Genomic DNA, 23,735 nt, shown 5'->3' with positions numbered 1-23,735 from the left:
AAGGAGCCGTTGTTCATGAGAGCGATTAGGAAATGTTTGGCCATTCTAGTATTCATCACACTTGTCATGAATTTTCCGTTAGCGGCTTTGGCTGACGGATTGAACGCTAAGGACGTAACCGTCCTTAGCAATAGCTTTATCAAAGTCACGGTCGACAATCACTCAGGTCGATTTGCCATCCGTACCGTGGATGGGCAGCCCGTACGCAAGAATGATCAGCAGGTCGATATGATGTTTCGAGGGGATGATCCTGAATCTTCTTTTACGACCTTTCGGATTGACGGTACGGACTATATTTTCGGAAATCCATATAAATTTGGCGTTAACCTTTTTTCAGAAGTGACAGCTCCGCAAATCGTGAACAACTCGGATGGGACACGTCAGATTGAAACGGTGTGGAAGATCAAAGGTGTGGCGATTAAGCAAATCGTCATGCTGTATATGGATGTTAAAGACAAGAAGAATTCTGGCAATGTGAATATCCGCTATGAAGTGACCAACCACTCAGGGGTAGAAGTGCAAGTCGGTTCACGCATCCTGCTCGACACGATGGTTGGCGGGAATGATGGTCCTGCTTTTCAAGTGGGCACTGCCTATAAAGTTCCTTTGCAGGTTGAAAGAAAGCTCGTCGATGAATCCAAATTGGACGGAAGTATTGGTCCGAATGAACGAGCCTTATACACGCTGCCTGCCTACTGGGTGATGAAGGATAAGTTTGACTTAACGAATCCGCTGGCGACTAATGTGGTTGCTTATGGATTTAACAATTTTTCCGAAAATGATATTAACATTGTTGACGAGATGATCGTCGGTCATTGGAACAAAATGGCGAATACCAAGTGGGATTATGAGGTTAATCCGAACTTGGATTTTACGACGGATACGAACGATTACGGGACAGCGGATTCAGCTGTTGCTTTGTACTGGAACGCGGATGCAATCGCGAATGACACAACGAAATCGTTTGAAACGGTATACGGACTTGGTGAAATCATTGAGCCTGACAAAGTGTTCTCCATCCGTTACATAGATCCCGTCAACCAATTAGCGACGAAAGCGGACGGAAGCGCTTATGAAAATGAAGGCGTGTTTAACGTCGTCGCTGAAATGGAGAACTTGCCTGCTTTTCAAATGGAGCACTCCCGCATTGATGTGCAGCTGCAGCTGAGCAACGGGCTGAAGTTCGTTGATCTCGATGAGCGGGGACAGATCAAGCGCGATGTGAACGGCCAGATCATGACGAAAGCGTCGGATCGCTCCTCGATTTCTTTTAAAAAAGAAGCAACACCTGAAGAAGCGCAAAACGGTATCGAACCCAAGTATAAACCTGGGGATACGGTTACGGCATCTTTCAAAGTGGTAGCAAAGGGGAAAGCCTGGCCGACAACCAAAGAATACATGCTGACGGCCTCTTCGCCAGAAACGGAATTGAAGCTGGAAGCCGTGAAAGATGAATCGATTAAGGCACAATATATGTCCAGCAAGGCAAATTTTGTATTCTTGCCTGCTGTAGGCGAAGGTTCTCAGACGTTTGTGTACGCCATGTCGCCCAAAGAAGCGTATTCGACAGATGTGAAGTACATTACGCTCAATTTGAGCAACATCGAAGCGTATCATACGGGCAATGCGACGACAGATCCGAACTTCGATCTCTATCTGAAAGAAGCTGCAACGGGGCATCGGTATAAAGTACCGGTTAAGAACGCCGTCATCCTGCAACCGTCAGGAGATGGACAGGTCGGAGATATGCGCATCACGTACCGCACGGGTGATCTTGTTGATGCCAGTGGTGCGATCATGAAAGATGCAGACGGTAAGGACTTGAAGGACTTGGGAACTGAGCTTCCGCTTGGGGAATACCAAGTTGAGATTGACTATAAGGGTGACAGGGGCAGCGATCCGGACGATGCGAAGCTGTATGACATCATAACGAGTCAACGCTTTGTCGTCAGCGATAATGAAGAAGCTCGCGTGAAGAAAACGAATCTGCTGGCTGTTGTGAAGAAGATGGTGAATCTAGCAGCTGGTTTCAAAACCGATATCGAGGAAGCTTATCCTGGGTTTGAAGTTGGCAGTGGATTTGCTGCACAAAAGGCGATTTTCAACACGGTGAAAAACACGCTGGAACACGCGAGCAAACTCGTCGATCCAGAACTGGATCTTGCCTCGCTGTTGCCGGAAGTTAACGTGCCGGCGTACCGTTTGGTTGCTTTTGAAAGTGAAGAAGAGCTAGAGCAGTTCAAAGAAGAGGGTGATGAAACCCACCAAGAAGTGCTCGTTGAAATTAAAGGGATGATTAATCGGATCGGAACAGGTAATGAAGCGAAATATGTCGTGGATACGAAATCTGAACCGGCCATTATCAACAATAGTGTCGCCTATCGCGGTAAAGATATGGTGTTCGCCACCGGACAGCTTGATGTGTTTGGTCTAGGCGTGAGTATTGGCGGATTAAAGAGCATTCCTTTCTTCAATACGTTGAATGTGAAAGGCGATGGCTTACTGAGCGTGGCGAGCAGCGGCTTTGTTTTTCATAAGGGAGAATGGACGCTGGATTTCTTTAATGGTTTTGATAAGTCATTAGGGGAGGAAGACGAGGAGGAACCGGAAGAGGAAGCGGCACAAGGCGGCGAGGATGACTCATTGAATGGCTCTCTGAAATGGGCGGCCGGCAATCTCGGAGATCGATTGAATCCACTAAGGCAGCTTCTGATTCATGATGTGTACTTTAACAAGCATAGTTTATTTGCAGCTCCAAGCTTTTCAATCAGTGGTTTCGGACTGAAATTTAATGATTTCATCCTGCGCGAAGACGGTGTTTCTTTCGGTGGGAGTGTCTCGATGAAAATCGCTGATGCCGAAATTAAGAACGTGAAGTTTAATGACAAAGGATTTGTCGGCATTGATGCCAATTTGAAATTTAATTTGAATCAAGATATTGGCTTAATTGAGGGCTCTAATGAAGAAGATGCGGAGGAGAGTCTCGCTTCCGGCGAAATCAATATCGTTCATTATGAGCAAAAGGAAGATAACGTGGAGAACACGTATGGCCTTACCTTTGATGCGGATCTACGAGGTATCACGCAGGTACATGTAGAGATCGCGTTCAAGCAAGTGGCGGATAAACGCATTCTTCCCAATGTGATTGCCTTCTCGGCAGAGCTTGGCGATCCCGGTGTGATGATTGCCGGTGGTACGTATTTGACCGGCATTCGCGGAGCGATACGTGAGCTTGCCGATACGATCGCTGGCGGTTCTAGCGATGTTCCGTTAACGATAGAGGCCGGAGCGGATGTTACTTTTGGCGTTAAACCTGCGACTTTCTATGGCAGCATTGATATGACGCTTCGGAAATCAGGAATTAAGCTCGTTGGTAAAATGGATTATCGGGCAAGCTCGACGTCGGAGCGGGTAGAAATGCTGAAGCATGCCATGGTCGCTGCACAATGGATGACGCCTTGGTTCGTAAGTGCTTCTGCTGAGATTGACGTCATGGGCTGGGATTTAATTATTGGGAAAGCCTCCATCTTTCTCGGGCAAAATCTGATCAAAAACCGAATCGACTTCGAGGGTTTCGTCAGCGCCAAAGTCCAGGTTCCCGGCAAAGTGCCAGTCGTCGGCGGCATGGCGTTAGGCGGCGTTTCTTTGGGGGCGAACAATGACAAAATGTGGGGCAGCGTCTCCATTTTGTTCATAAGTCTCGGCATCACTTATTACTTTAATGGCGGCGTCGAATTCGGTACGTCAGGAGAAGGCTTGCCGGACGGTCTGTTGTACTTGCAAGTCCAGGATCCGGAGAGGGGCCCGAGACTTGTCGTGTTCGGTGAAGGCGTCCAGACTGTGGCGACGTCATGGGAGACGAAAGAGGATACGATTCACGACATCCAGTATCACAGCGTAGCTGAAGGGGTCGACGTATTGGACAATGGCTCCATGAATGTGGGGATTGGCGGCGTTAAAGTATCTGACGGAGGTAAACTTCATGAGATTCCTATGAGTTCGATTACGGGAGATGCTCTGCTCGAGCTTACTTACGCTGGGCCTAATAAGCCTGAACTCGTGTTGAAAGACACGAACGGCAAAGATTACAAGCTCGTTTATGATGAGACGAGAACGAATCCGCAAGCGAATGCTTTTACCCAACAAGGGACAACAGATGGTTCCCAAAAGGTGTACATTGCGATTCCACACGACCGCATTGGTGGCAGTACATGGAAGCTATACACGAATCAATATGTGGAGTCCAAACTGATGAACATTCCACAGATTGCGAAGCTTGATGAAATTAAGCTTGAACCTAGCCTAACGGATACGAACAAGTTCAATGCTTCTTGGAAAGTCAGCCATGCAAAGCCAGGCGATACGGTCAGTCTTTATTTGACGAGGGATGCGGTGAGTACAGCCAAGCAGGCTTTCAACGAGGAGATTACAGCACCAGGTGAAACGGGACTTTTGATTGCTAAAGATGTGAACGTTGCCCATTCAGGTGGACTATCCGGCACTATAACATCGGGTCAGACGAGCATTGACGTCTCACAAGTGTCGCTGCTTGGCGATACGGAAGATATTCGCGGGCTGCTGTCGCAAGGCGATTATTATTTGCGTGCGGAACTGAAGTCAGCAAGTAATTTCCAGACGAAGACAACGGCGAATAAGTTCGAGATCATCGACCCGCTGGCACCGTCGCCAGTTCGTGAGGTAGCCGTGCAACCAGCAGGCAACGGGTATTTCGATCTCTCCTTTAAGCCAGCTCCAAGAGGACAGAACCACATGGATAGCGTGCTCAGCTATGCAATCGATGTGCTGCAGGAAGCGAACGGGAAGCTGAGCGCATATCCGAATTTCGCATCGTTGTTGATGACGGAAGAGGAGCTAAAGCCTTACTGGCATGAACAAAGCGGCAAGTATGAGCATATCAGACTTGGTGGTTGGACGGCGAATGCCAAATCAAGTGTAGTGAACCATGCGAGCTTAGCAGGCGAGCCTGCTGAAGGAGAAATCAAATATACCGGCTTAGCGGTAGGTCAGTCGTACGTCGTTGGCGTATCGGCTGCTGCGAAACCGTCCAAAGTGGCTGATAAGCATCAGAATAACCATTACGCGGAGCGGGTGGACACAGCTAGCACATTATTGCCTGTGCTAAGCAAGCCTATGCTGTCGGCACAAGTGAGTCAGGCTAGGCAGAGAAGTGCGGTGCCAAGCGCTTTTCTCGAAGTGCTGACGAATCAGCAGGAACAGAGCATTACGCTTTCCTCTGATCAACAGAACGTGGAAGTGGAAGCCCTGTATGACGACAAATCGATAGCGGTCGTCGATCTTACGGATCAGGCAACAGGGAGCAGCGGTACTCTTCATTTATCGCGTTTTACAACGGATGGCACGTATGGGATTGAGCTTCGTACTCGAAATAAATCAACGGGCGATTTCTCCGTTACGATGCTGTATCTGACTATTGATACGATGGCACCTGTGATCTATATCGATACACCGATAACGGGGGAACGGACAAAGAACGGGAAGATCAAAGTGTCTGGCACAACGAGCAATGACGCGCTGCTAGAAGTGAACGGACAAGCGGTTGCCGTGAGTCAGAATGGCGCATTCGAAGGGGAAGTGACGGCAGTCAGCAGTGATCCGACCTTTGCCATCGACTTCAAAGCGCGTGACTTGGCAGGCAATAGCAACCAGGCTTCCGTCCGAATAACCAATGGCGCGTATCAAGTGCCTGTAGGTTTGGCGCTTAGAAAAGTTCCGAACTTGAAGCTGAACGGAACCGCTCAACTGAAAGCGTACTTGCGAATGGCGGATGGCTCGGAGGCTGAAGCGGATGCTAGTAAGGTTACATTTTCCAACTATTTGGGAGAAGCGATTTCCGTATCTGATAGCGGTGCTGTGAAAGCAGTGAAAGTTGGCGCGGGTATGGCAAAAGCCCACTACCAGCTTGGCGAAGCGATGTCGCTGCAGGCGATGACCGTCGTGAACGTGGAAAGCACGATCATTGCTAACACGGCAGCAGTTCCCAACGATAGTAAATCAACGAAAGTGAACATCCTTTCCGCTGATCGAACAGATGCTGAGCTAGTCTACCGTGTGTATCCGAAGTCTGCGGGCGCGCCGGTTGCACCTAAGTATCAGGATGATGTGAGTGGATGGCCAGTATTGCCGTCAGACGGCGTAATTCCCGCATTAGCTGGGGACCAGATCGCAGTTGCCAAACGGCCTAAAGGCGGAAATTTGAATGATGGCATTACGGGACTCATGCCTGCTGTTCTATGGACATCAGGTGGCTTCTTCGGTGGTGGATTCCCTGTCCTTCCAGCCAATACGGAAGTCTTTGTTGGCGGGGAAAAGGTGACTGCAGAGCGCAAAGATGACCGTATCTACGCAACAATCGATGGAGTGAATGGGAAGGATACTGACAAGTCTAAGCTGCTGATTCAATCTGAGGACAAGACAGCAACGGGGTTTGAATTTAAACTTAGTCGAGCTGTGATGCAGCGAGCGGCTGCTGGCAACCAAATTGTTCATGTGGAATTGCCATTCGCGCAGCTTGCGTTCCCGGCCCAACAGAGTGCTCCAGCAGAAGGAAATCTCATTGTAAAAATAGATCGGAATAATGACAGTGTACAGAGCAGCTTCCGTGAAATTGCAAGTGAGCTTGGCGCTCAATTGTTAGGCGATGGGCAAGGCGTAAGCTTTGATCTTTCCGTTCCGCAAGCCTACAAAGCTCGAAGCGTGAATGCGAAGGCAGCCGTTCCTGCCAATGTGAACGCGAAAGATATTACAGCCGTTGTTGTCAGAGATGCGAACGGCAACTGGACAACAGTGCCTTGGAAGCTGGAAGTTGTGAACAATGAGCCATTTGTTAGTCTAACGTTGACTGGCAGCGGCAGCATAGCGTTCATCTCCAATAAAATGAACTTCACCGACGTCGATGATCAGAACTGGGCGAAACAAACGATCGGGGATGCAGCAGCACAATTGTTCATGCTTGGCCGAATGTTCGATCAATTTGATCCAGAGAGTCATATTACAAGAGCGGAGTACCCGACGGTACTACTGAGAGTGCTAGGTTTGATGAATCAGGCTGGTACGAAGTCGTTTGCCGATATTGGCCCTGACGATTGGTACAGCCGAAGTGTAGCTATTGCTGCAGAGCAAGGCATCGTGGACGGCTTCCAAGATGGCTCCTACCAACCCAATGAACAATTGTCACGGATGGAAGCCATGATCATGGTAGGGCGCAGCTTGAAGCTCATTGGTGCAGCTAGCTCTATTACAGAAACTGAAATGAACGATACGCTCGGCGTGTTCAAGGACGATGCGTCGATTCCAGACTGGGCGAGAGAAGCTGTTGCCCTGTGCATCAAGCTAGGCATCATTACAGGGCAGGATCACTCAATCGCTCCAAACGAGCCGCTCACAAGAGCGCAAGCAGCAGCGATTGCGATGAGACTTAGCCGTCTAACAGCGATTAGCCTTCCTTAAATCGTAGAACAAGATCAAACTAGCGGGACGGTGTAACATGCGATTTACAAAGAAACCAGTCGGGTTGATGATGCTAGCAGTCTTCCTTATATCGCTCTCGACGGCGGCATTTATGGTGTATGCCGATAATGACTCTTGGGAAGATCATGCAGCGACGGATTGGTACATGGATAATTACACGACCTATACCATTGATACAGCAGAGAAGCTGGCAGGGGTTGCGAAGCTCGTCAATAGTGGAGTAACTGATTTTCATCAAAAAGTGTTAGAGATCAGCGTTAATTTAGATGTAAAGGATCATAATTGGGTGCCTGCTGGAAGCGCAAGCCATCCATTTCGCGGAACGCTAGTGGGCAAAAACGGTCAGATCTACGATCTGGCCGGTCTTACTATCGCTGGCAGCGCGAAGCAAGCAGGGCTTTTTGGTTATATGAGCGGGGCAACCGTTGGGGGGCTCCGTGTGGCTGGGGATATCCAAATCAACGCCAATGAAATCGTCCAAGTCGGGGCAATTGCAGGATTCATGGATCAAAACAGTATCGTATATAACGTGACGAATGCTGCACAAATCCGTGTCACGTCAACGAAAGAGGCTTTTGTCGGCGGAATAGTTGGAAGCGGCACTGGTTTGATCTCCAACACCGTTAATACAGCGGCTGTCAGCGTGAATGGTTCAACTACCGGGATTGCTGGGGGGATTGTCGCTGCTTCAACTGGGGGAGCCAGTCTCACGTTGAAAAAAATCGAAAATACGGGTGCAGTTACCGTATCAAATAGCGTCTATCAAGCCAATGCCGGCGGTCTCGTCGGCATTGCCAGCTCTTCGTTGCTCATGAAGGATGAAGACACGGTAATCCGGAACCTCGGTCTCATTACGTCCACGAATAACAAGAACTCTATCGTAGGTGGTATTGTGGGCAGAGTAGAGGCCGGATCGGCAGTTACTTTTTCAAAGTTAACTTCGAATCTCGGGAATATTAACGTATTTGCACCGGACTCCAAAGGTTCCATTGCGGGTGGATTAGTAGGTTCTTTTGAGCAAAATATGAATCTGGACGTTCCTTTTACGCAATCAGGCACGATTACGAATCAAGCCGGTTCCTCTGTTATTACAGGTGGTGTTACCGGGATTGTGTATGGGGATTTGACGCTGGAGCACAACTTTACGAATGCCGTGCCGTTCATCGTCAGCGGTGAAGGAGAACTGTACACAGGCGGAATTGTAGGTAAAACGGGAGGCAATGTAACGTTCGTCAATGACGCTAAGAACTCGGCTTCTCTACAAGTGACAGGAACTGGCGATCGTATCTACACGGGCGGACTAGTAGGCTTTGCAAGCAACCGAGTAATGTTCTTAAGCACGGTTAATAGCGCTTATTTGAATAGCGGAACCATCCGTGTAGCCGGCGTTTCTGATGTGTATACAGGTGGCATTGTATCCAACAAAGTGTACGTCAAAGCTGCCAATAATGTGCAAAGCTTAGGGGATATTTCTGTCAGCGGATCGCACAAGCTTTATACAGGTGGCTATGTAGGCGTTGTATCCGGCAGCGATAGCGATACAGCAATGAGTAACGAATCGTTTGCTAACAACATAACGGTAACCGCAGCTTCATCTAGTGAAGACAGCGCTGTGTATACGGGTGGTATTGTCGGCTACTATGGTGTGAACAGCACCATCACAAGCCCGACTTTCGGTGGTCAGTTGCGTGTAACTGGCGGCGGTAAAGGGGCGAGTACCGGTGGGATTGCAGGATACGTGGATGGCGGCACGATCACAGGTGCAACCGTTGGAGGCACGGCCGAAAGCTTCGCTAAGGTAGCTTCTGAGGGGCGTGTCGGCGGTGTCGCAGGATATGTGAATGGAGCGGTTTTGTCGACGACGATGCAATGGTTGGACATCCAATCCAATGGCGCAGACGGACATGCAGGAGGTTTAGTTGGCCGAGCGAAAGGTTCGATTACGGGGGCTGTAGTTGGGGAAATGGAGGGGGTGGATCATCTCACCGTTATGATTAGTACAACTGCTAGCAACACCGCAGTAGGCGGTATCATTGGCGCAGATGATGGGCCTCTCTTGATTGGCAGCGCGACGATAAACAAGATCGCGGTGAGTGCAGGTGCAGATCACGCACGCATCGGAGGTGTCGCGGGTGCGGCATCTGCCAGTGTCACTTTGGGCGGCTTATCATCTGCAATTACGGTGCAGGATGTGACGCTAACAAGCGATGGCGCTGCGAGTAAGGTCGGCGGCGTCGTTGGGGATAACAGCGCCAATCTGAATGGCAGCTATGTACAGGAAGTGACAGGTGTAACCATCGATGCCAAAGGTGACGACGCCAGTTTGGGCGGAATTACCGGGAGTACGCAAAGTGCTTTGACGGGATTAAAGGTGAGCAACGTTGCCATCACGGTAAAAGGCGCTAACAACACAATCGGTGGACTTGCCGGTGCTGCGAAAGACAGTGTCATTCAAGGCATTGGAACAAACGCCAATGTGAGTGGACTTACCGTTGTGACTACCGACGCAGCAAGCGGAGCCAAAGTTGGCGGGATTGTCGGCAGCAGCGATAAAACATCGCTACTAAGCGTAGTTGCTGAAAATCCTGCTTTAACCGTTCGCGGAACGGGTTCGATGGTTGGCGGATTAGCGGGTCAGATCAAGGATGCTTCGATTTCACAATCTTATGCGCGAGGCGTTATGCCTGATTATGTTGTACTGAACATCTATGGAAGCAACTCGCATGGCGGCGGTTTGGCCGGTCAAGCGGAGCGTGCCAGCGTGACGGGCAGTACATCTGAGCACTATAACGTGGAAAACTTGACGCTCGTTGTAGATAACAGTGCAAACGGTGTTTATGTAGGTGGATTAGTAGGTACGAATATCGAGACTACAATAGAAAAGATTTTCGGTCGATTTGTCAACTTGACGTCCAAAGGATCATCTGCCGTCGTTGGCGGCTTGACCGGTTATAACAAAGGCACAGAGACAGCGGTGCTGGATCAGAACTTCTTGGATTCACTTGCTATCAACGCGCCAGCATCGGCGTCTAACGCTACGATTGGCGGTATGATCGGGCTTAACGATGCTAGAAGCGGGCAAGCTGATGCGACTGCAATTGAAAGAGCTGTCAGTACGGTGCAGAACAGCCGTATCTTAGGCAAATTGATCGTACACGTACCGTCTGCGACCACAGGTGGTCTGATCGGAGAAAATCGCAGTGTTCTGGCGAACAACAGCATTGCGGAGAAACTCCCGATCTCTTCAACGGGTAATCTCAGCGTCGTTGGTGGTCTCATCGGTAAAAATACAGGGACTGTTTATTACACGTATTCCAATGCGCTTCTTAGTGTCAGCGGCACATCAACGGTCATAGGCGGACTTGTCGGTGAAAATAGCGGTAACGTGATCGCTTCCTACATCGAGTCCGACTTGAAGGGAGATGCGGTTGGCACGAGCGGTAATTACGCACTCTTAGGTGGCTTAGTTGGTAGGAACAGCGGCAACGTAGACAAGAGCTTTACTTCATCGAAAGTGACTGCGAACGGCAGTTACACTTACGTCGGTGGCCTAGTCGGTGGAAACACAGGAACGATCAAGAATTCCTATGCAGCCAAGGAAGTAACGGCGAATGCCGTGGATGTCTATGCAGGTGGTTTGGTGGGCCTTCTAAAAGCTGGCGAAGTGAAAGGCAGCTATTCAGCTGGTCAAGTGAGTGCGAACCAGGGCGCATTCGCAGGAGGTTTTGCCGGTTATTATGACAATGCGAGCAAGGAACTCATTGACAATACGTATTACGTGAAGGATGAGAACCAATCGCTGAACAGCGGGTTGTTAGATTTTGGTGGTGGCACGTATTATGAACTTAATAGGTATGCTCGTCTCAGCCCGATCCTTGCGGAATCGCTTGCGAATCGAGCGACATTCCCGGCGTTGTCAGGCTGGACGTTCAGTGATACCGCATGGCGATACGGTTCGCTCAACGCGGACTATCAATATCCAGAACTTAATCTGACTGCGAACACCGGTGGCTCGACGGGTGGAACTGGCGGAGGCAACGGCGGAAGCGGTAACCAAGTTAATATGAATATCAATTGGTACACGAAGAAACCGTCGGCATTGCGGTTTGTCATTCAAACCGAAGCGGATCTCGCAGGACTTGCTGGCATCGTGAATGGTACGGTCACGGGTGTAGAGCCATTTGATTTTAAAGGCAGAGAAATCGAGTTAACAGCTCCCATTCATCTGCAATCGAATCAATGGACACCTATTGGGCATACCGAGCAGCATGCTTTTGAAGGCACGTTTATAGGCAATCGTAAGTTGATTAGCGGTCTTCAAGTCACAGCCGATTCGGTTGCCGGCCTGTTCGGTGTTATCGGTGAATATGCGACTGTGCAGGATGTAGATCTTGAGCCGGTAGGCGTGACGGGCAGTCAGTATGTAGGTTCTTTGGCGGGTATTAACAAAGGCGGTGTCTCCCACATTCAGGTTACTCTGGATAAGGCGGCGAAAGTAACGAACGGCATCAGTGTGGGTGGTATTTTGGGCAAGAATACAGGCACGATTAGCCATCTTACGCTTGTTGTGCAAGGTGGTAGCAGCGTGTCGAGTGCAGTGAATACGGCGACGCTTGGCGGTCTAGTAGGGGACAATGTCTCGGATGTTACCGAAGGGCGTGTAACGATGACGAATGGCAAAATCGAGGCCACGGGTGAGAATGCCATTGTCGGAGGCGCATTCGGCCGATTGGCAGGGAATTCGTCGCAGCTAGCCATCACGATTACGGCAGATTCCTTGGTTCAAACTACAGGAACCGGCGGGATAACCGGCGGCTTAGTGGGTGACTACTTGTCAGGCACAAGCGATGAATTAACCGTTGCCTTGGCCGACGGGAAGATTAAAGGACAGTCCATTTTAGGCGGAGCAATCGGTCGTTCAGGCCGTGATCAGGTCATTAAGATGGCCTCTGTTCGTGCAGTGAATACGATAGCGGGAGTTAATATCCAAGGTAATGGACTTGTCGGCGGTCTTGTAGGTGATAAAATCGGTAAAGGCATTGCTGCGTGGGATATGGATGGGGTTTCTGTCAAGGGGGTTCGCTTCTCCATAGGCGACTCCAGTACCCTAGGGGGTATCGTTGGCGTGTTGACCAATACGGCGGTGAAAGATTTGGCCTTCGAAGGCGCGCTTCGCGCAGCGGGCAAGGATCTCATCGTTGGCGGTATTGCAGGTCATAGCGTCGATTCGATTATTTATCAGGCTCAAGTATCTCCGACCATTGGCGCAGCAGTAACTATGGGAGAGAATAGCATTGGCGGCGTTGTTGGGATTGCTGAATCTTCGCATGGGGATACCGCGCTGGATTTCGGTTACTTCATTCCGTTTTATCCAGGTGTGTATGGAGCAAACGTGCCAGATACCATGATCGAAGTCACAGGTTCCAATCAGCAAGCGCAAGTAATGGCAGGCACGATTGCAGGGCAGCTCCAAACGGCATCGATCTACAATTCGACTTCCCAAGCGGATCTTCGCGTAACGGGCGTGAAAACGGCAACGCTCGGAGGTGCCGTTGGTTTGAGCTCCGGTTACATTGTGAATACGAGCGTAACAAGCGGAATTGAAGCGAATCTGAGCAGTGAGTGCAGTATCGGCGGAATTGTTGGTAGAGCCCATGGTGGTAAAATCGCGTATGCACGAGCTGAATCTCCTAATCGTGAGCAATTGGCGATTGGTGATAGTATCACGCAGGAACGTGTACCTACTGCAACCCATGTTGGGGGTGTTGTGGGTATGGCGGATGGGATCGACATGCAAAACGTTTCTTCGAACTTGCCAATTCAGGTACAGAGCACGAATCCGTACAACACCATCTACGCAGGGGGCTTTGCGGGACTGTTGGGCGATAGCACTCCGGGGTCCATGAAGCGGGTTTATGCGGAAGGCGCTGTTAACGTGAGTGGAAAAGCCGGCGCATTCACTGGCGGTTTCGCTGGCTCGGTCAATGCGTATACGCTGCGGGAAGCTTACGCTTCGGGCAGCGTGGCGAATACGGCATTTGATGCAAGAGCCGGAGGTTTTGCTGGGGTTATTAACCGAGGCGGAGTGATCGCGGATGCGTACGCATCGCAAGTGTCGGTAACCGCGCTAGGCTCAAGCGGAGCTACACGATCCTATGCGGGAGGCTTCACGGGGTATAATGACGGAAGTTTAACACGAGTCTATGCAGACGTAACTACGATTACCGCGCAAGCAGGTGGAGCTAATTCTTACATGGGTGCGTTGATTGGTTACAATTTCAGAGATGGCGTAGTAGCGAACGCCTACTATACAGGTAACATAACTACAATCAAGTATGATACTAGCAGCGGCCAAGCAGCGAACGTAAAGCTTGCTGACTTTTCGAACCACAACAAGCTTCCCAACTGGAATTTCTCCACAAATGATGCAACCTGGGGTTATGCAGATGGCATCAATCGCAATGCGCCAGTGTTGATCGATGTAACGAATTGGAGCTTTGCACCTGATGTAACCTTCTTACAGGCGCAGATGAAAGGTGATCTACAGTTTACAGCAGCAAGTGCTGCGCAGTTGGCAGGGCTTAGGATGCTTAATAATGAGTTGGAATTCTATAAGTGGTTTGACCGGGCAGCGACAAACCCACTAGATATTCAACGAATAGCATTGCGTGCTGACATCGATCTAACGAAACGACTGTGGACACCGTTCTCCTCCTTTTCCGGGGAGTTTGACGGGGAGAATCACGTCATATCTGGCCTCACTTACTTGGCAGACGAGTATGACAATTATGGTTTCATTTCTAATCTTCATGGCAGACTTGCCAATGTGACATTTGACCATGCTGCAGTAATCGGTGGTTCCCGTACGGGGATTGCAGTCGGAACGAATCATGTTGGCGCGACGATATCGGATGTTTCCGTGAGCAACTCCAAAATACAAGTTTTTGCCGATCAAATTGGCAGCATAGCCGGTGTAAATAACGGGGCAATGAATCAAGTAAGCGCCTCAGGTGTAGATATAACAGGAACAAGCAGTGCAGGTGGGATAGCTGGCGTGAATGCAGGTGTGATCCAAGGTGCAGCTGTGAATGGCTCTATTACAGTGAATGGATCCTATGGAGGCGGCATCGTTGGTCATAATAGGGCAGGTGCTTTGCTAACACAAAGCTTCTCATATGCGAATGTAACGGTCATCGGGGATGCTCCAGGCGCTGGCGGACTGGCAGGCGAGAACGATGGCGTCATTGCAGATAGTTACAATTCGGGTGCGGTGACCGCAAGCGGAAAGACAATAGCTAGAGCGGGCGGAATTGCTGGCTACGCACCAGAAGGTATGATGACCAATACGGTGAATAGCGGTCAAATTGCTGCCAACATCGAGGGATTCCTGGTCAAAGGGAAATCCTTCATTGGCGGCATAGCTGGGCAAATAGGCGGGCGAACGACACTTCTCAATAATTATTTCGATGAGCAAATGCTTCAATCGAGAATCGCTTATGCGGATGATGCAGGACATGCGATCTCGACAGATGTACGCAAGGCTGCAGCCATGCAAACGAAAGAGTTGGTGAACGGTGTATTGCCTGCTGGGTTAGATCGATCGATTTGGGGAGCCAAAACGGGCTATTATCCTCAGCTCACACGAAATATCAATTCGATTGATAGTGATTTATCAACGGTGGCTGTAATTTTGAAATCAGGTGATACGGTGTATCGCGTAACGGGCAGCTATTCACATACTATCGATTCAGCTTTGCAATGGACGGTCGAAGAACGTGATGAACAAACGGTACTTACCGCCTCTAAGTTTGGCGAGAGACGAGATGTGACAATTAACAAGAAGCCAGTCTTATACGTAGAAACGGCTACTACGCCTACTGGGAGTAGCTCTTCCGTTGAGTTTAAAGAGAAAATGGATGTGGTGCTTGCCACGACTGAACGCAGCGGAACAATCTACTACACGATGGATGGCAGTACTCCTTCCGAGAATTCACTGGTGTATACCCAAGCTATTACGCTTAACGCGACAACGACGATCAAAGCTGTAGTAGGCGTTGACGGAAAAAACAACAGCGAAGTCTTCTCGGCAACTTATAAAAAAATGGCACCTGTTGTTGGAGGTGGAGGCGGTGGTGGCTTCGCACCACCACAGACAGGTTCGACTGTCGAGGTGCTCGTCAATGGTAAAGCAGAGTCAACAGGACTCGAAGTCACTTCGAAGAATGGCTCTGTCGTTACATCAACAATAACAGTCAATGAGCAAGCTATGTTCAAATTGCTAGAACAAGCAAGTGAACATACAGAAATTACACTTCTGTTTAATAACGCTGATACTGCGATTGGAGAACTGAGTGCCGAAATGCTCCAGAAGATGGCGAATAAGCAAGCTGATCTTAAATTAGATGCAGGAACAGCTAGCTTCACTATTCCCACACAGGAATTCAGTGTAAAACATATTTCTGAGAAACTTGGCAGCTCGATTCCTTTAAAAGATATTAAAGTACGTATTGAAATGCGATCAAGTGAAAAAGAGCACATTGAGTTACTAAATCGCGCGGCGGCAACAGGTGGGTTCTCGCTATTGGCTTCACCAGTCAGCTTTAAGGTGACGTACATGTATGACAATAAGAGTTATGAGCTAGACAAGTTCAACAGCTTTGTGGAAAGAACGGTACGTTTAACTAGCGAAGCTGAGGCAAGCAAACTCTCTACCGCCGTAGTGGTAGATCGGGATGGCACCATCCGTCATATCCCAACTCTGATCCGACGTGTTGATGGAAACTTCTATGCGGTTATTCGAACGCTATTCAGCGGTGGTGAATATGCATTGATCTCAAATCCAGTGTCATTTACGGATGTGACGGCGCACTGGGCACAAGATACAATGAATGATATGGGAGCGCGTATGATTCTAGGTGGTGTTGGCGAAGATCGATTTGAACCTGATCGCGAGATTACTCGTGCGGAGTTCGCAGCAATTGTTGTCAAAGCTCTAGGTCTTACAGCTGCTGCGAGTAGCCAATCCTACTTGGATGTTCATGTTTCGGATTGGTATGCACCTTACCTTCATGCAGCTACACAATATGGACTCATTGCTGGATATGAGAATGGCGAATTTGGCCCAATGGACGTTATTTCACGTGAGCAAGTGATGGCAATCATAGGTAGGGTTATTCCCTTAGTTGGTCTAGATACCTCGCTGACTATAAGCGATGTAGATCAGTTATTAGCGGTATTTGCCGATAGCTCGCACATTGATGATTATGCCAGATCGGGCGTAGCGGCAAGTTTGAAACTAGGGCTCGTTTCCGGTCGATCAGAAGGTATGATGGCACCCGATGACAACATGACGCGTGCGGAAGTAGCAACGATTATTCAGAAATTATTGAAAAAATCCGGTTTGAACTAAGCAATTGTTGAGACAACAAATCGACTATATGAAAGAATGGACGGTCGGAGTTTGAATCTTATGATTTCAAGCTTCGGCTGTCTTTTTTAATTTGCTTAACCACCTTTTCGTCAGGATTTGGAAATGTGTGAGAATTTTGAGAGATGCGATTGCTACTATAGAGGTATGCTGAGAAAAATATTGAAAGGGGAGTCCGTCCCATGAAAAAAATCATGATTGTCGATGATGCTGCGTTTATGAGAGCACTGTTAAAAGATTACATGATCTCACTAGGTCATGAGATAGTTGCAGAAGGCAGCAATGGGCATGAAGCCATACTGTTGTATAAACGTTACAAGCCTGATGTAGTGACTATGGACATTACAATGCCTGAGATGGATGGGATTTCCGCGTTGAAGGAAATAATAAAATTTGACCCAAGGGCTAGAGTCATCATGTGTTCGGCCATGGGGCAGCAGCAAATGGTACTCGATTCCATTCGTGCTGGTGCCAAAGATTTTCTGGTGAAGCCTTTTAACAATGAAAGAATTGTGGAGGCTGTGGAACGTGTGCTTCAATCAGGATAAATCTAGAGATCGGATTAACCCCGAAACGTTCACTTTCCGTGAGCGTTTTTTGTTGCGTACGTTAACAATTATACGAGTTAGTTTTAATCTCAAATTTACAGGTAGCTTGTATACTAAATAGAGGGACCCAAATATACAAAAGGGAGAGAACAACTATGGGCATTCATGCGTATTTTAGGTCTTTAAATGAGCTGGAACGAATTATTCGATGTCCAGGAAAGTTCAAATTCGAAGAACATAGTGTAGCGGCTCATTCGTGGAAAGTTGTTCAATATGCCAAAACACTAGCGGACATCGAAGAGAAAAATGGTGCAACGATTAACTGGAAAAAGCTCTACGAAATTACCAGCAGTCATGATTATGGTGAAATCTTTATTGGTGATATTAAAACGCCTGTGAAACATGCGTCACTTGAACTGCGACAACTGATTCAACAAGTAGAAGAAGGAATGGTCTACAACTTTATTGAGGAACATATTCCGTCCGAGTTTAAAGAGACTTTCCATAAACAACTCCAAGAGGGCAAAGACGGTTCGATGGAAGGACAGATTTTGGAAGTGGCGGATAAGATGGATCAAGTATATGAAGCATTTGCTGAAATTCAAAAAGGCAATACAGAGAAAGAATTCGTTACAATGTATCGAAATGCTTTAATTAAAATCAAAAATATTCCATTATCTTGTGTAGATTACTTTCTAACGAACATTCTCCCCGATATGGTCAATGATGAGACGGTTTCACGAGTTGATATTAAACGGATAACGGAAGAGGCGTTGGCTGACTGTCAAGGAAAAAGCATGTTCGATCAATGGACTAGCCATTGATTGAACATGCTTTTGTTGTTAACCGCGCATACTATGTCTTGAAAAAGCACATTTTAGCCATTGGAAAGTTAACGTTGACGTTAACGTTCATAAAGATTATGATTATGACATCGAGAATAATTAAGTGGATGGGAGTGTTCAGATGGATACATTCAAAATTGATGATGTGGCCAAAGAGAGTGGATTGACGAAGCGGACGATTCGTTACTACGAGGAAATCGGAGTCCTGTTTCCCCCGGAGCGTAGTGAGGGAGGCATGCGCTTATACACACGCAAACATATTGAAAGACTGAGTCAAATCGTAAATGCGCGGGATGTTCTTGGTTTTTCCCTGATGGAAATTCAAGATTTCGTAGCCATTCGCGAGAAGATGGACGAACAAAAGCAAGTTTATTGGAAGACGGAAGCTGCTGAAGAGAAGCTTTCGCAATTGCATGAGATGAAAGTCATGGTCGATAAACAGATGGAAATGGTAGACCAAAAGCTGTCCAAGATGGCTGAATTTCGCAAGGAAATCGAACATATTCAGAAACGAATCAATGATGGTATTACTAAAATGTCAACATAAAAGGAGTCTTCTAGCACATGCAACCTACAGCTACGAGTAAGGCGAGTTCGGCCTCACAGTCACAACCTCTTCAGAACGTCAGTATGTTTAGTCAACCGAAAGCGGTATGGGCAGTCGTTTTCGCCAGCATTATCGCTTTCATGGGATTGGGTCTTGTCGACCCAATCTTGCCCGCCATTGCGAAGAAGCTTCATGCATCTCATAGCGATGTCACATTGTTGTTTACAAGCTACAATGCTGTTATGGCAGTAGCGATGCTGATTACAGGTGTCGTCTCTTCCCGTTTGGGCATCAAAAAAACACTGCTTGCTGGCATTATCATTATTGCTCTATTCTCTGCACTTGGTGGTATGTCCAATAGTATTTGGAGCCTCGTATGGTTACGTGGCGGATGGGGGTTAGGCAACGCGTTATTCGTTGCTACGGCTTTATCAGCTATCGTCTCGTTATCCAAAACTGGCGTCGCACGATCCATTATTTTGTTCGAAGTAGCCGTTGGTCTTGGGATTTCTGTAGGCCCGCTATTAGGAGGAGAGCTAGGTGCTGTTTCTTGGAGAGGCCCATTCTTCGGTGTTGCGGGTCTCATGGTCATTGCCTTCTTTATGATCCTCTTTATTATGCCCAAGCAGCAACTGCAAATTCGCAAAACCAAAGCATCTCTAGCCGATCCGTTCCGTGCACTGAAATTCAAAGCACTGCGTACATTTGGAATCGCAGCTTTTCTGTACAACTTCGGATTCTTTACCTTGCTTGTATACGCAGCACTCGTTTTGGGGAAATTAGGATTGGATGAGCATCAGCTCGGATATGTTTTCTTAGGCTGGGGACTTATGCTTGCTTTTACATCTGTCTTCACGGCGCCGAAACTCCAAAAACGGTTCGGAACAGTGTCTTCCATGTGTGTTCAATTGCTTTTATTCGCTGCTACATTGTTTGTTATGTCCATTTGGACAACAGATAAAACCGTCATTATCATTGCCGTTATCATTGCTGGAGCATTCCTAGGCAATAACAATACGCTAATCACGACTGCGGTCATGAACGCAGCACCGGTGGAACGTCCAACGGCGTCAGCTGCCTACAGTTTCTTGCGTTTCATTGGTGGAGCCATTGCGCCATTCCTGGCAGGCAAGTTAGCGGAATGGTATAACCCGCATATGCCATTTATCGTCGGTGGTGCGTGTGTTGTTGTTGCTGTGGTCTATCTTTGGATGAACCGTCAGCATTTGAAGCACGTGGACGAAGTTGAAAGTGGTCATTAGTAGGATCGGAGAGAGCCCGCCTAATCAGCGAGGCTCTTTTGTTTGTTCTAGGTACTTTCAATTTATGGATATGCAAAATGTTCAGGAATGTGGTAAAAGTAGGGAATCCCATAGTATGAATTGTTCATACAACTTGTAATTATTCACTATGAACCAGTTCAGGAATCCCCTAACATTAGCCTCAGATGGAAATGGAATGGGGGTGAACTAAGGCTGCAAGGTAGCTGTTCCAGTAATCAAGCAAGTCTGAAGTACCGCTTGTCTCACACACTGTAGAACGAAAGGATGAGAACCGTGTACGTTCATTCGCATGAAAGATACTTAGGGAAGTTACTGCTAGTAGGATTAATTGTTGCACTATTCATGACATTGTTTATGACCACGCAAAAGGCTGAAGCGGCGAGTGTTACCATTCCAAGTAATGGCGTTCAAATAAAGGATAGTGCAGGAAACCTGTTGCAAGCGCATGGCGGTGGGATCATTAAAGTAGGTGCGTATTACTATTGGTTTGGTGAAAATCGAAGCGGAGACAATTTAGTGGCGTGCTACCGCTCGACAGATCTGAAAACATGGGAATTCCGAAACAATGTACTCAAACACTCGTCAGCTACGGAACTTGCAACTGCGAATATTGAGCGTCCTAAAGTCATTTACAATGCTTCTACGGGTCAATTCGTCATGTGGATGCACAAAGAGAATGGCGTTGATTACAGTGAGGCTCGAGCAGCAGTTGCTTACTCCTCCACTGTTGATGGCGACTACACGTGGCAAGGCAGCTTCCAACCGCAAGGCCAGTACATGTCTCGTGACGATACTTTGTTCGTGGATGACGACGGATCCGCCTATTTCATTTCATCTGCTAGAGAAAATTTAGATACGCATATCTATAAGCTTTCTTCCGATTACCGATCCATCGCCTCCCTCGTTCAGAAGGTTTGGGTAGGTTCTCAACGAGAAGCGGCTGCTATGTTCAAAAGGAACGGTGTCTACTTCCTGGTGACCTCAGGAGCGACCGGCTGGGCGCCGAATCAAATGAAATATGGGACTGCAACAAGCATTGCAGGTACATGGAGTGCGCTTAGCAACGTCGGCGATTCCACGTCCTACGATTCACAGCCAGCGTATATCGTTCCTGTTCAAGGAACATCTACAACCTCCTATCTCTACATAGGAGACCGATGGGCAGGGGCGTGGGGCGGCATTGTAAATGATTCGAGGTACGTATTCTTGCCGATCGCGTTCCCTTCGAATACATCCATGAGTCTAACCTATTATGATAAATTAACGATTGATACAGCGACAGGCACCATTTCGGGGTCTAATTACAGCTTTAACACGACGACGAATTATAAAATATTGAATCGGAATAGCAACAAGTCGCTGGCCGTTAGCGGCTCGGATAAAACGCTTAGTGCAGCGCCAATCCAGCAATTTACGGATACGACAGCGCTTTATCAGAGATGGCAGCTTGTGAAAAAAGCGAATGGTTACTACAGTATCATTAACAAACAAAGCGGCAAATATATGGATATTAATGGTCAATCCACAGCGGACGGAGCGACGAACATTCAATATGCAAGCAATGGCGGTAAGAATCAGGAATGGTTGCTAGTTGATCTAGGGAATGGTTATTATGCGATCGAGAATCGCAATAGCCGTAAATTTATGGACATTAGTGGCAGTTCTACGGCCGATGGCGGACAGAACATTCAATACACGTGGAATGGCGGCAACAATCAGCAGTGGACGATTAATTAATCGCGATGTGAAGCGAGGTAGGGAGCGATCCTTAGCCTCGCTTTTTTTACAATGAAATCATCCATGAATTGATCACGAGCTTCCCCGAAATTATCATAGACAGTACGAAAACCGATGGCTAACATGATATCATAGAGGAAAATTGGCAGCAGGTTGACCGACAAGGGGGAGCCGTCGATGTATAAAATTCTGGTTGTGGATGATGAACCGACAGTTAGCTCGGGCATTAAGGGTTATTTAATGAGATCTGAACTAGGAATTGGACATGTGGAAACTGCGCTGAACGGATTTGAAGCGTTGGATTGTTTACGCATGGACACGTATGATCTCGTTTTGACGGATATTCAAATGGGAATGATGAACGGCATCGAATTAATGGAAGCGATTCTTTTGGAGCAGCCACACCTTCCTGTTATTGTGATTTCTGCCCATGAGAAGTTTGACTTTGCCAAGCGAGCGCTTCGGTTAGGGGCTAAGGATTATTTAATTAAGCCTGTAGAACTAGATGAACTGATGCGTGTTGTCGGCAAAGCTCTCCAAGAGAAGAAGGAAATGGGTAGACTGACGTTGCAACGTCCAGATACGGATAGTAGTAAAGATAGTCTTTTGCTCAAAAAAAGGCATGAAGCACTTATTGAATTAGTGACAGAAACTGATCTGCAGGAGAAAGATTATGAAGATCTGCTTCGTGAAATCGGCAACTCACTTAAAGAGCAAGGTCATTGGTATGGCATCGCTGCCGTTCATTTGAACCTTAGCAAAGGCGGATTTAGTAATCAAGACATTACATTGATGGACCGCAAGCTATTGAAATATGCGTCGGTGAATATATTGGAAGAAAGTCTATCGGATTGGTGCGGTGTAGCCTTTTACGGATTCGGCAATCAGCTTGTGTGTGTAGTTCAATTGGAAGCTTCGGATAATGTGGACACGCGGCTGCCGATGAATGCGCAACTGAATCTGATTGGTCAAACAATAATCATTAATCTCAAGCAATATTTGAATGTGGATGTCACCGTCGGAATGAGTACATTAAGCCCAGACCTATCGATGTTGCCGAAGCTGATGGAAGAGGCGAATGCGGCGATCGAATGGCGTAAGCTGCATCCCGATAATAACGTTCTCTATTATGAAGATATGTCGGCGTTAGGCAATATGAGAATGATGGAATGGGCAGCCAAAGTCGAAGAGATGGTTCTTCACTTGAAAACGTTGGATGAGGCTAAACTATCTCAGGAGCTTCAATCAGCTGTGAAAATACTTACGAACTTGACGCATTCTGAGGGATTATTCCACAGTTGCTTCGGATTAGTCGTATATCGTTTGTACGGATTGCTCTTTGATAACGGACAAGAATCAAGCAGTTCCTTCCGCCAGTATGATCCGGATGTTTTTTTCAGAGGGATGGACATTACCCGAAAAGTTGCCAGTTTGGAGGCGTATGTTCAAGGTCTAACGGATGTGATTCGCGCCTGTATTACCGAAAGGGATCAGACTGTCGTATCTCGTATAACCGCATACATCTATAACCATTATGGCAATCATGAACTTAAGATTCAGGATATTGCCGCAGAGGTTCATTTCAGTGCAGCTTATGTTAGTTACTTGTTCAAAAGGGAAACGAACAAAAACGTCTGGGATTTCGTCTCCGAGGTTCGGATTGAGGAAGCGAAACGGTTGCTTGATGTAACTGATTTGAAGCGATATGAAATTTCATATCAAGTGGGGTATCAGTCGCCGGAGCATTTCAGCCGAATGTTCAAACGTTTCATCGGAATCTCTCCAGCCGATTATCGCAAAGAGATCAGGGGGAATTAAACTGAAGCTTCAATATAAAGT

8 protein-coding genes are annotated in these 23,735 nt (G+C 47.7%); all 8 read left to right on the top strand.

Going from position 1 to position 23,735, the window contains the following annotated elements; translation table 11 throughout:
- The first annotated feature begins 15 nt into the window (after positions 1-15).
- The 8 genes from AC58PV_RS32230 (at position 16) to AC58PV_RS32195 (ending at position 23,714) form a co-directional block, all read left to right on the top strand.
- Positions 16-7,488 (top strand): S-layer homology domain-containing protein, encoded by a 7,473-nt coding sequence (locus AC58PV_RS32230; RefSeq protein WP_497437081.1) that lies wholly within the window; start codon positions 16-18, stop codon positions 7,486-7,488.
- Positions 7,489-7,525: 37 nt separating this feature from the next.
- Positions 7,526-16,918 (top strand): S-layer homology domain-containing protein, encoded by a 9,393-nt coding sequence (locus AC58PV_RS32225; protein WP_497437079.1) that lies wholly within the window; start codon positions 7,526-7,528, stop codon positions 16,916-16,918.
- Between the two features lie 200 nt (positions 16,919-17,118).
- Positions 17,119-17,484: a response regulator gene (locus tag AC58PV_RS32220; protein ID WP_497437078.1), complete on the top strand. Its 366-nt coding sequence runs from the start codon at positions 17,119-17,121 to the stop codon at positions 17,482-17,484.
- Between the two features lie 155 nt (positions 17,485-17,639).
- Positions 17,640-18,308, top strand: coding sequence for a YfbR-like 5'-deoxynucleotidase (locus tag AC58PV_RS32215; RefSeq protein ID WP_497437077.1), 669 nt, complete (start codon positions 17,640-17,642; stop codon positions 18,306-18,308).
- Positions 18,309-18,450: 142 nt separating this feature from the next.
- Positions 18,451-18,876 (top strand): helix-turn-helix domain-containing protein, encoded by a 426-nt coding sequence (locus AC58PV_RS32210; protein ID WP_497437076.1) that lies wholly within the window; start codon positions 18,451-18,453, stop codon positions 18,874-18,876.
- Positions 18,877-18,893: 17 nt separating this feature from the next.
- The gene (locus AC58PV_RS32205) at positions 18,894-20,138 is read left to right on the top strand and encodes an MFS transporter (RefSeq protein WP_497437074.1); all 1,245 of its coding nucleotides are present in this window, start codon (positions 18,894-18,896) and stop codon (positions 20,136-20,138) included.
- Positions 20,139-20,432: 294 nt separating this feature from the next.
- Positions 20,433-21,896 carry an RICIN domain-containing protein gene (locus tag AC58PV_RS32200; RefSeq protein ID WP_497437073.1) on the top strand — a complete coding sequence of 488 codons (1,464 nt, stop codon included), beginning with the start codon at positions 20,433-20,435 and terminating at the stop codon, positions 21,894-21,896.
- A gap of 177 nt (positions 21,897-22,073) precedes the next feature.
- Positions 22,074-23,714: a response regulator transcription factor gene (locus AC58PV_RS32195; RefSeq protein WP_497437071.1), complete on the top strand. Its 1,641-nt coding sequence runs from the start codon at positions 22,074-22,076 to the stop codon at positions 23,712-23,714.
- The last annotated feature ends 21 nt before the right edge of the window (positions 23,715-23,735 follow it).

It is taken from the genome of Paenibacillus sp. J22FR83 (genome assembly GCF_059691955.1).
Note: the sequence above shows the minus strand (reverse complement) of the source record. Positions and strands in the feature narration are given on the sequence as shown.

Coding starts and splice junctions, on each gene's coding strand:
- AC58PV_RS32230 (WP_497437081.1), top strand. CDS start 16: ATGAGAGCGATTAGGAAATGTTTGGCCATTCTAGTATTCATCACACTT.
- AC58PV_RS32225 (WP_497437079.1), top strand. CDS start 7,526: ATGCGATTTACAAAGAAACCAGTCGGGTTGATGATGCTAGCAGTCTTC.
- AC58PV_RS32220 (WP_497437078.1), top strand. CDS start 17,119: ATGAAAAAAATCATGATTGTCGATGATGCTGCGTTTATGAGAGCACTG.
- AC58PV_RS32215 (WP_497437077.1), top strand. CDS start 17,640: ATGGGCATTCATGCGTATTTTAGGTCTTTAAATGAGCTGGAACGAATT.
- AC58PV_RS32210 (WP_497437076.1), top strand. CDS start 18,451: ATGGATACATTCAAAATTGATGATGTGGCCAAAGAGAGTGGATTGACG.
- AC58PV_RS32205 (WP_497437074.1), top strand. CDS start 18,894: ATGCAACCTACAGCTACGAGTAAGGCGAGTTCGGCCTCACAGTCACAA.
- AC58PV_RS32195 (WP_497437071.1), top strand. CDS start 22,074: ATGTATAAAATTCTGGTTGTGGATGATGAACCGACAGTTAGCTCGGGC.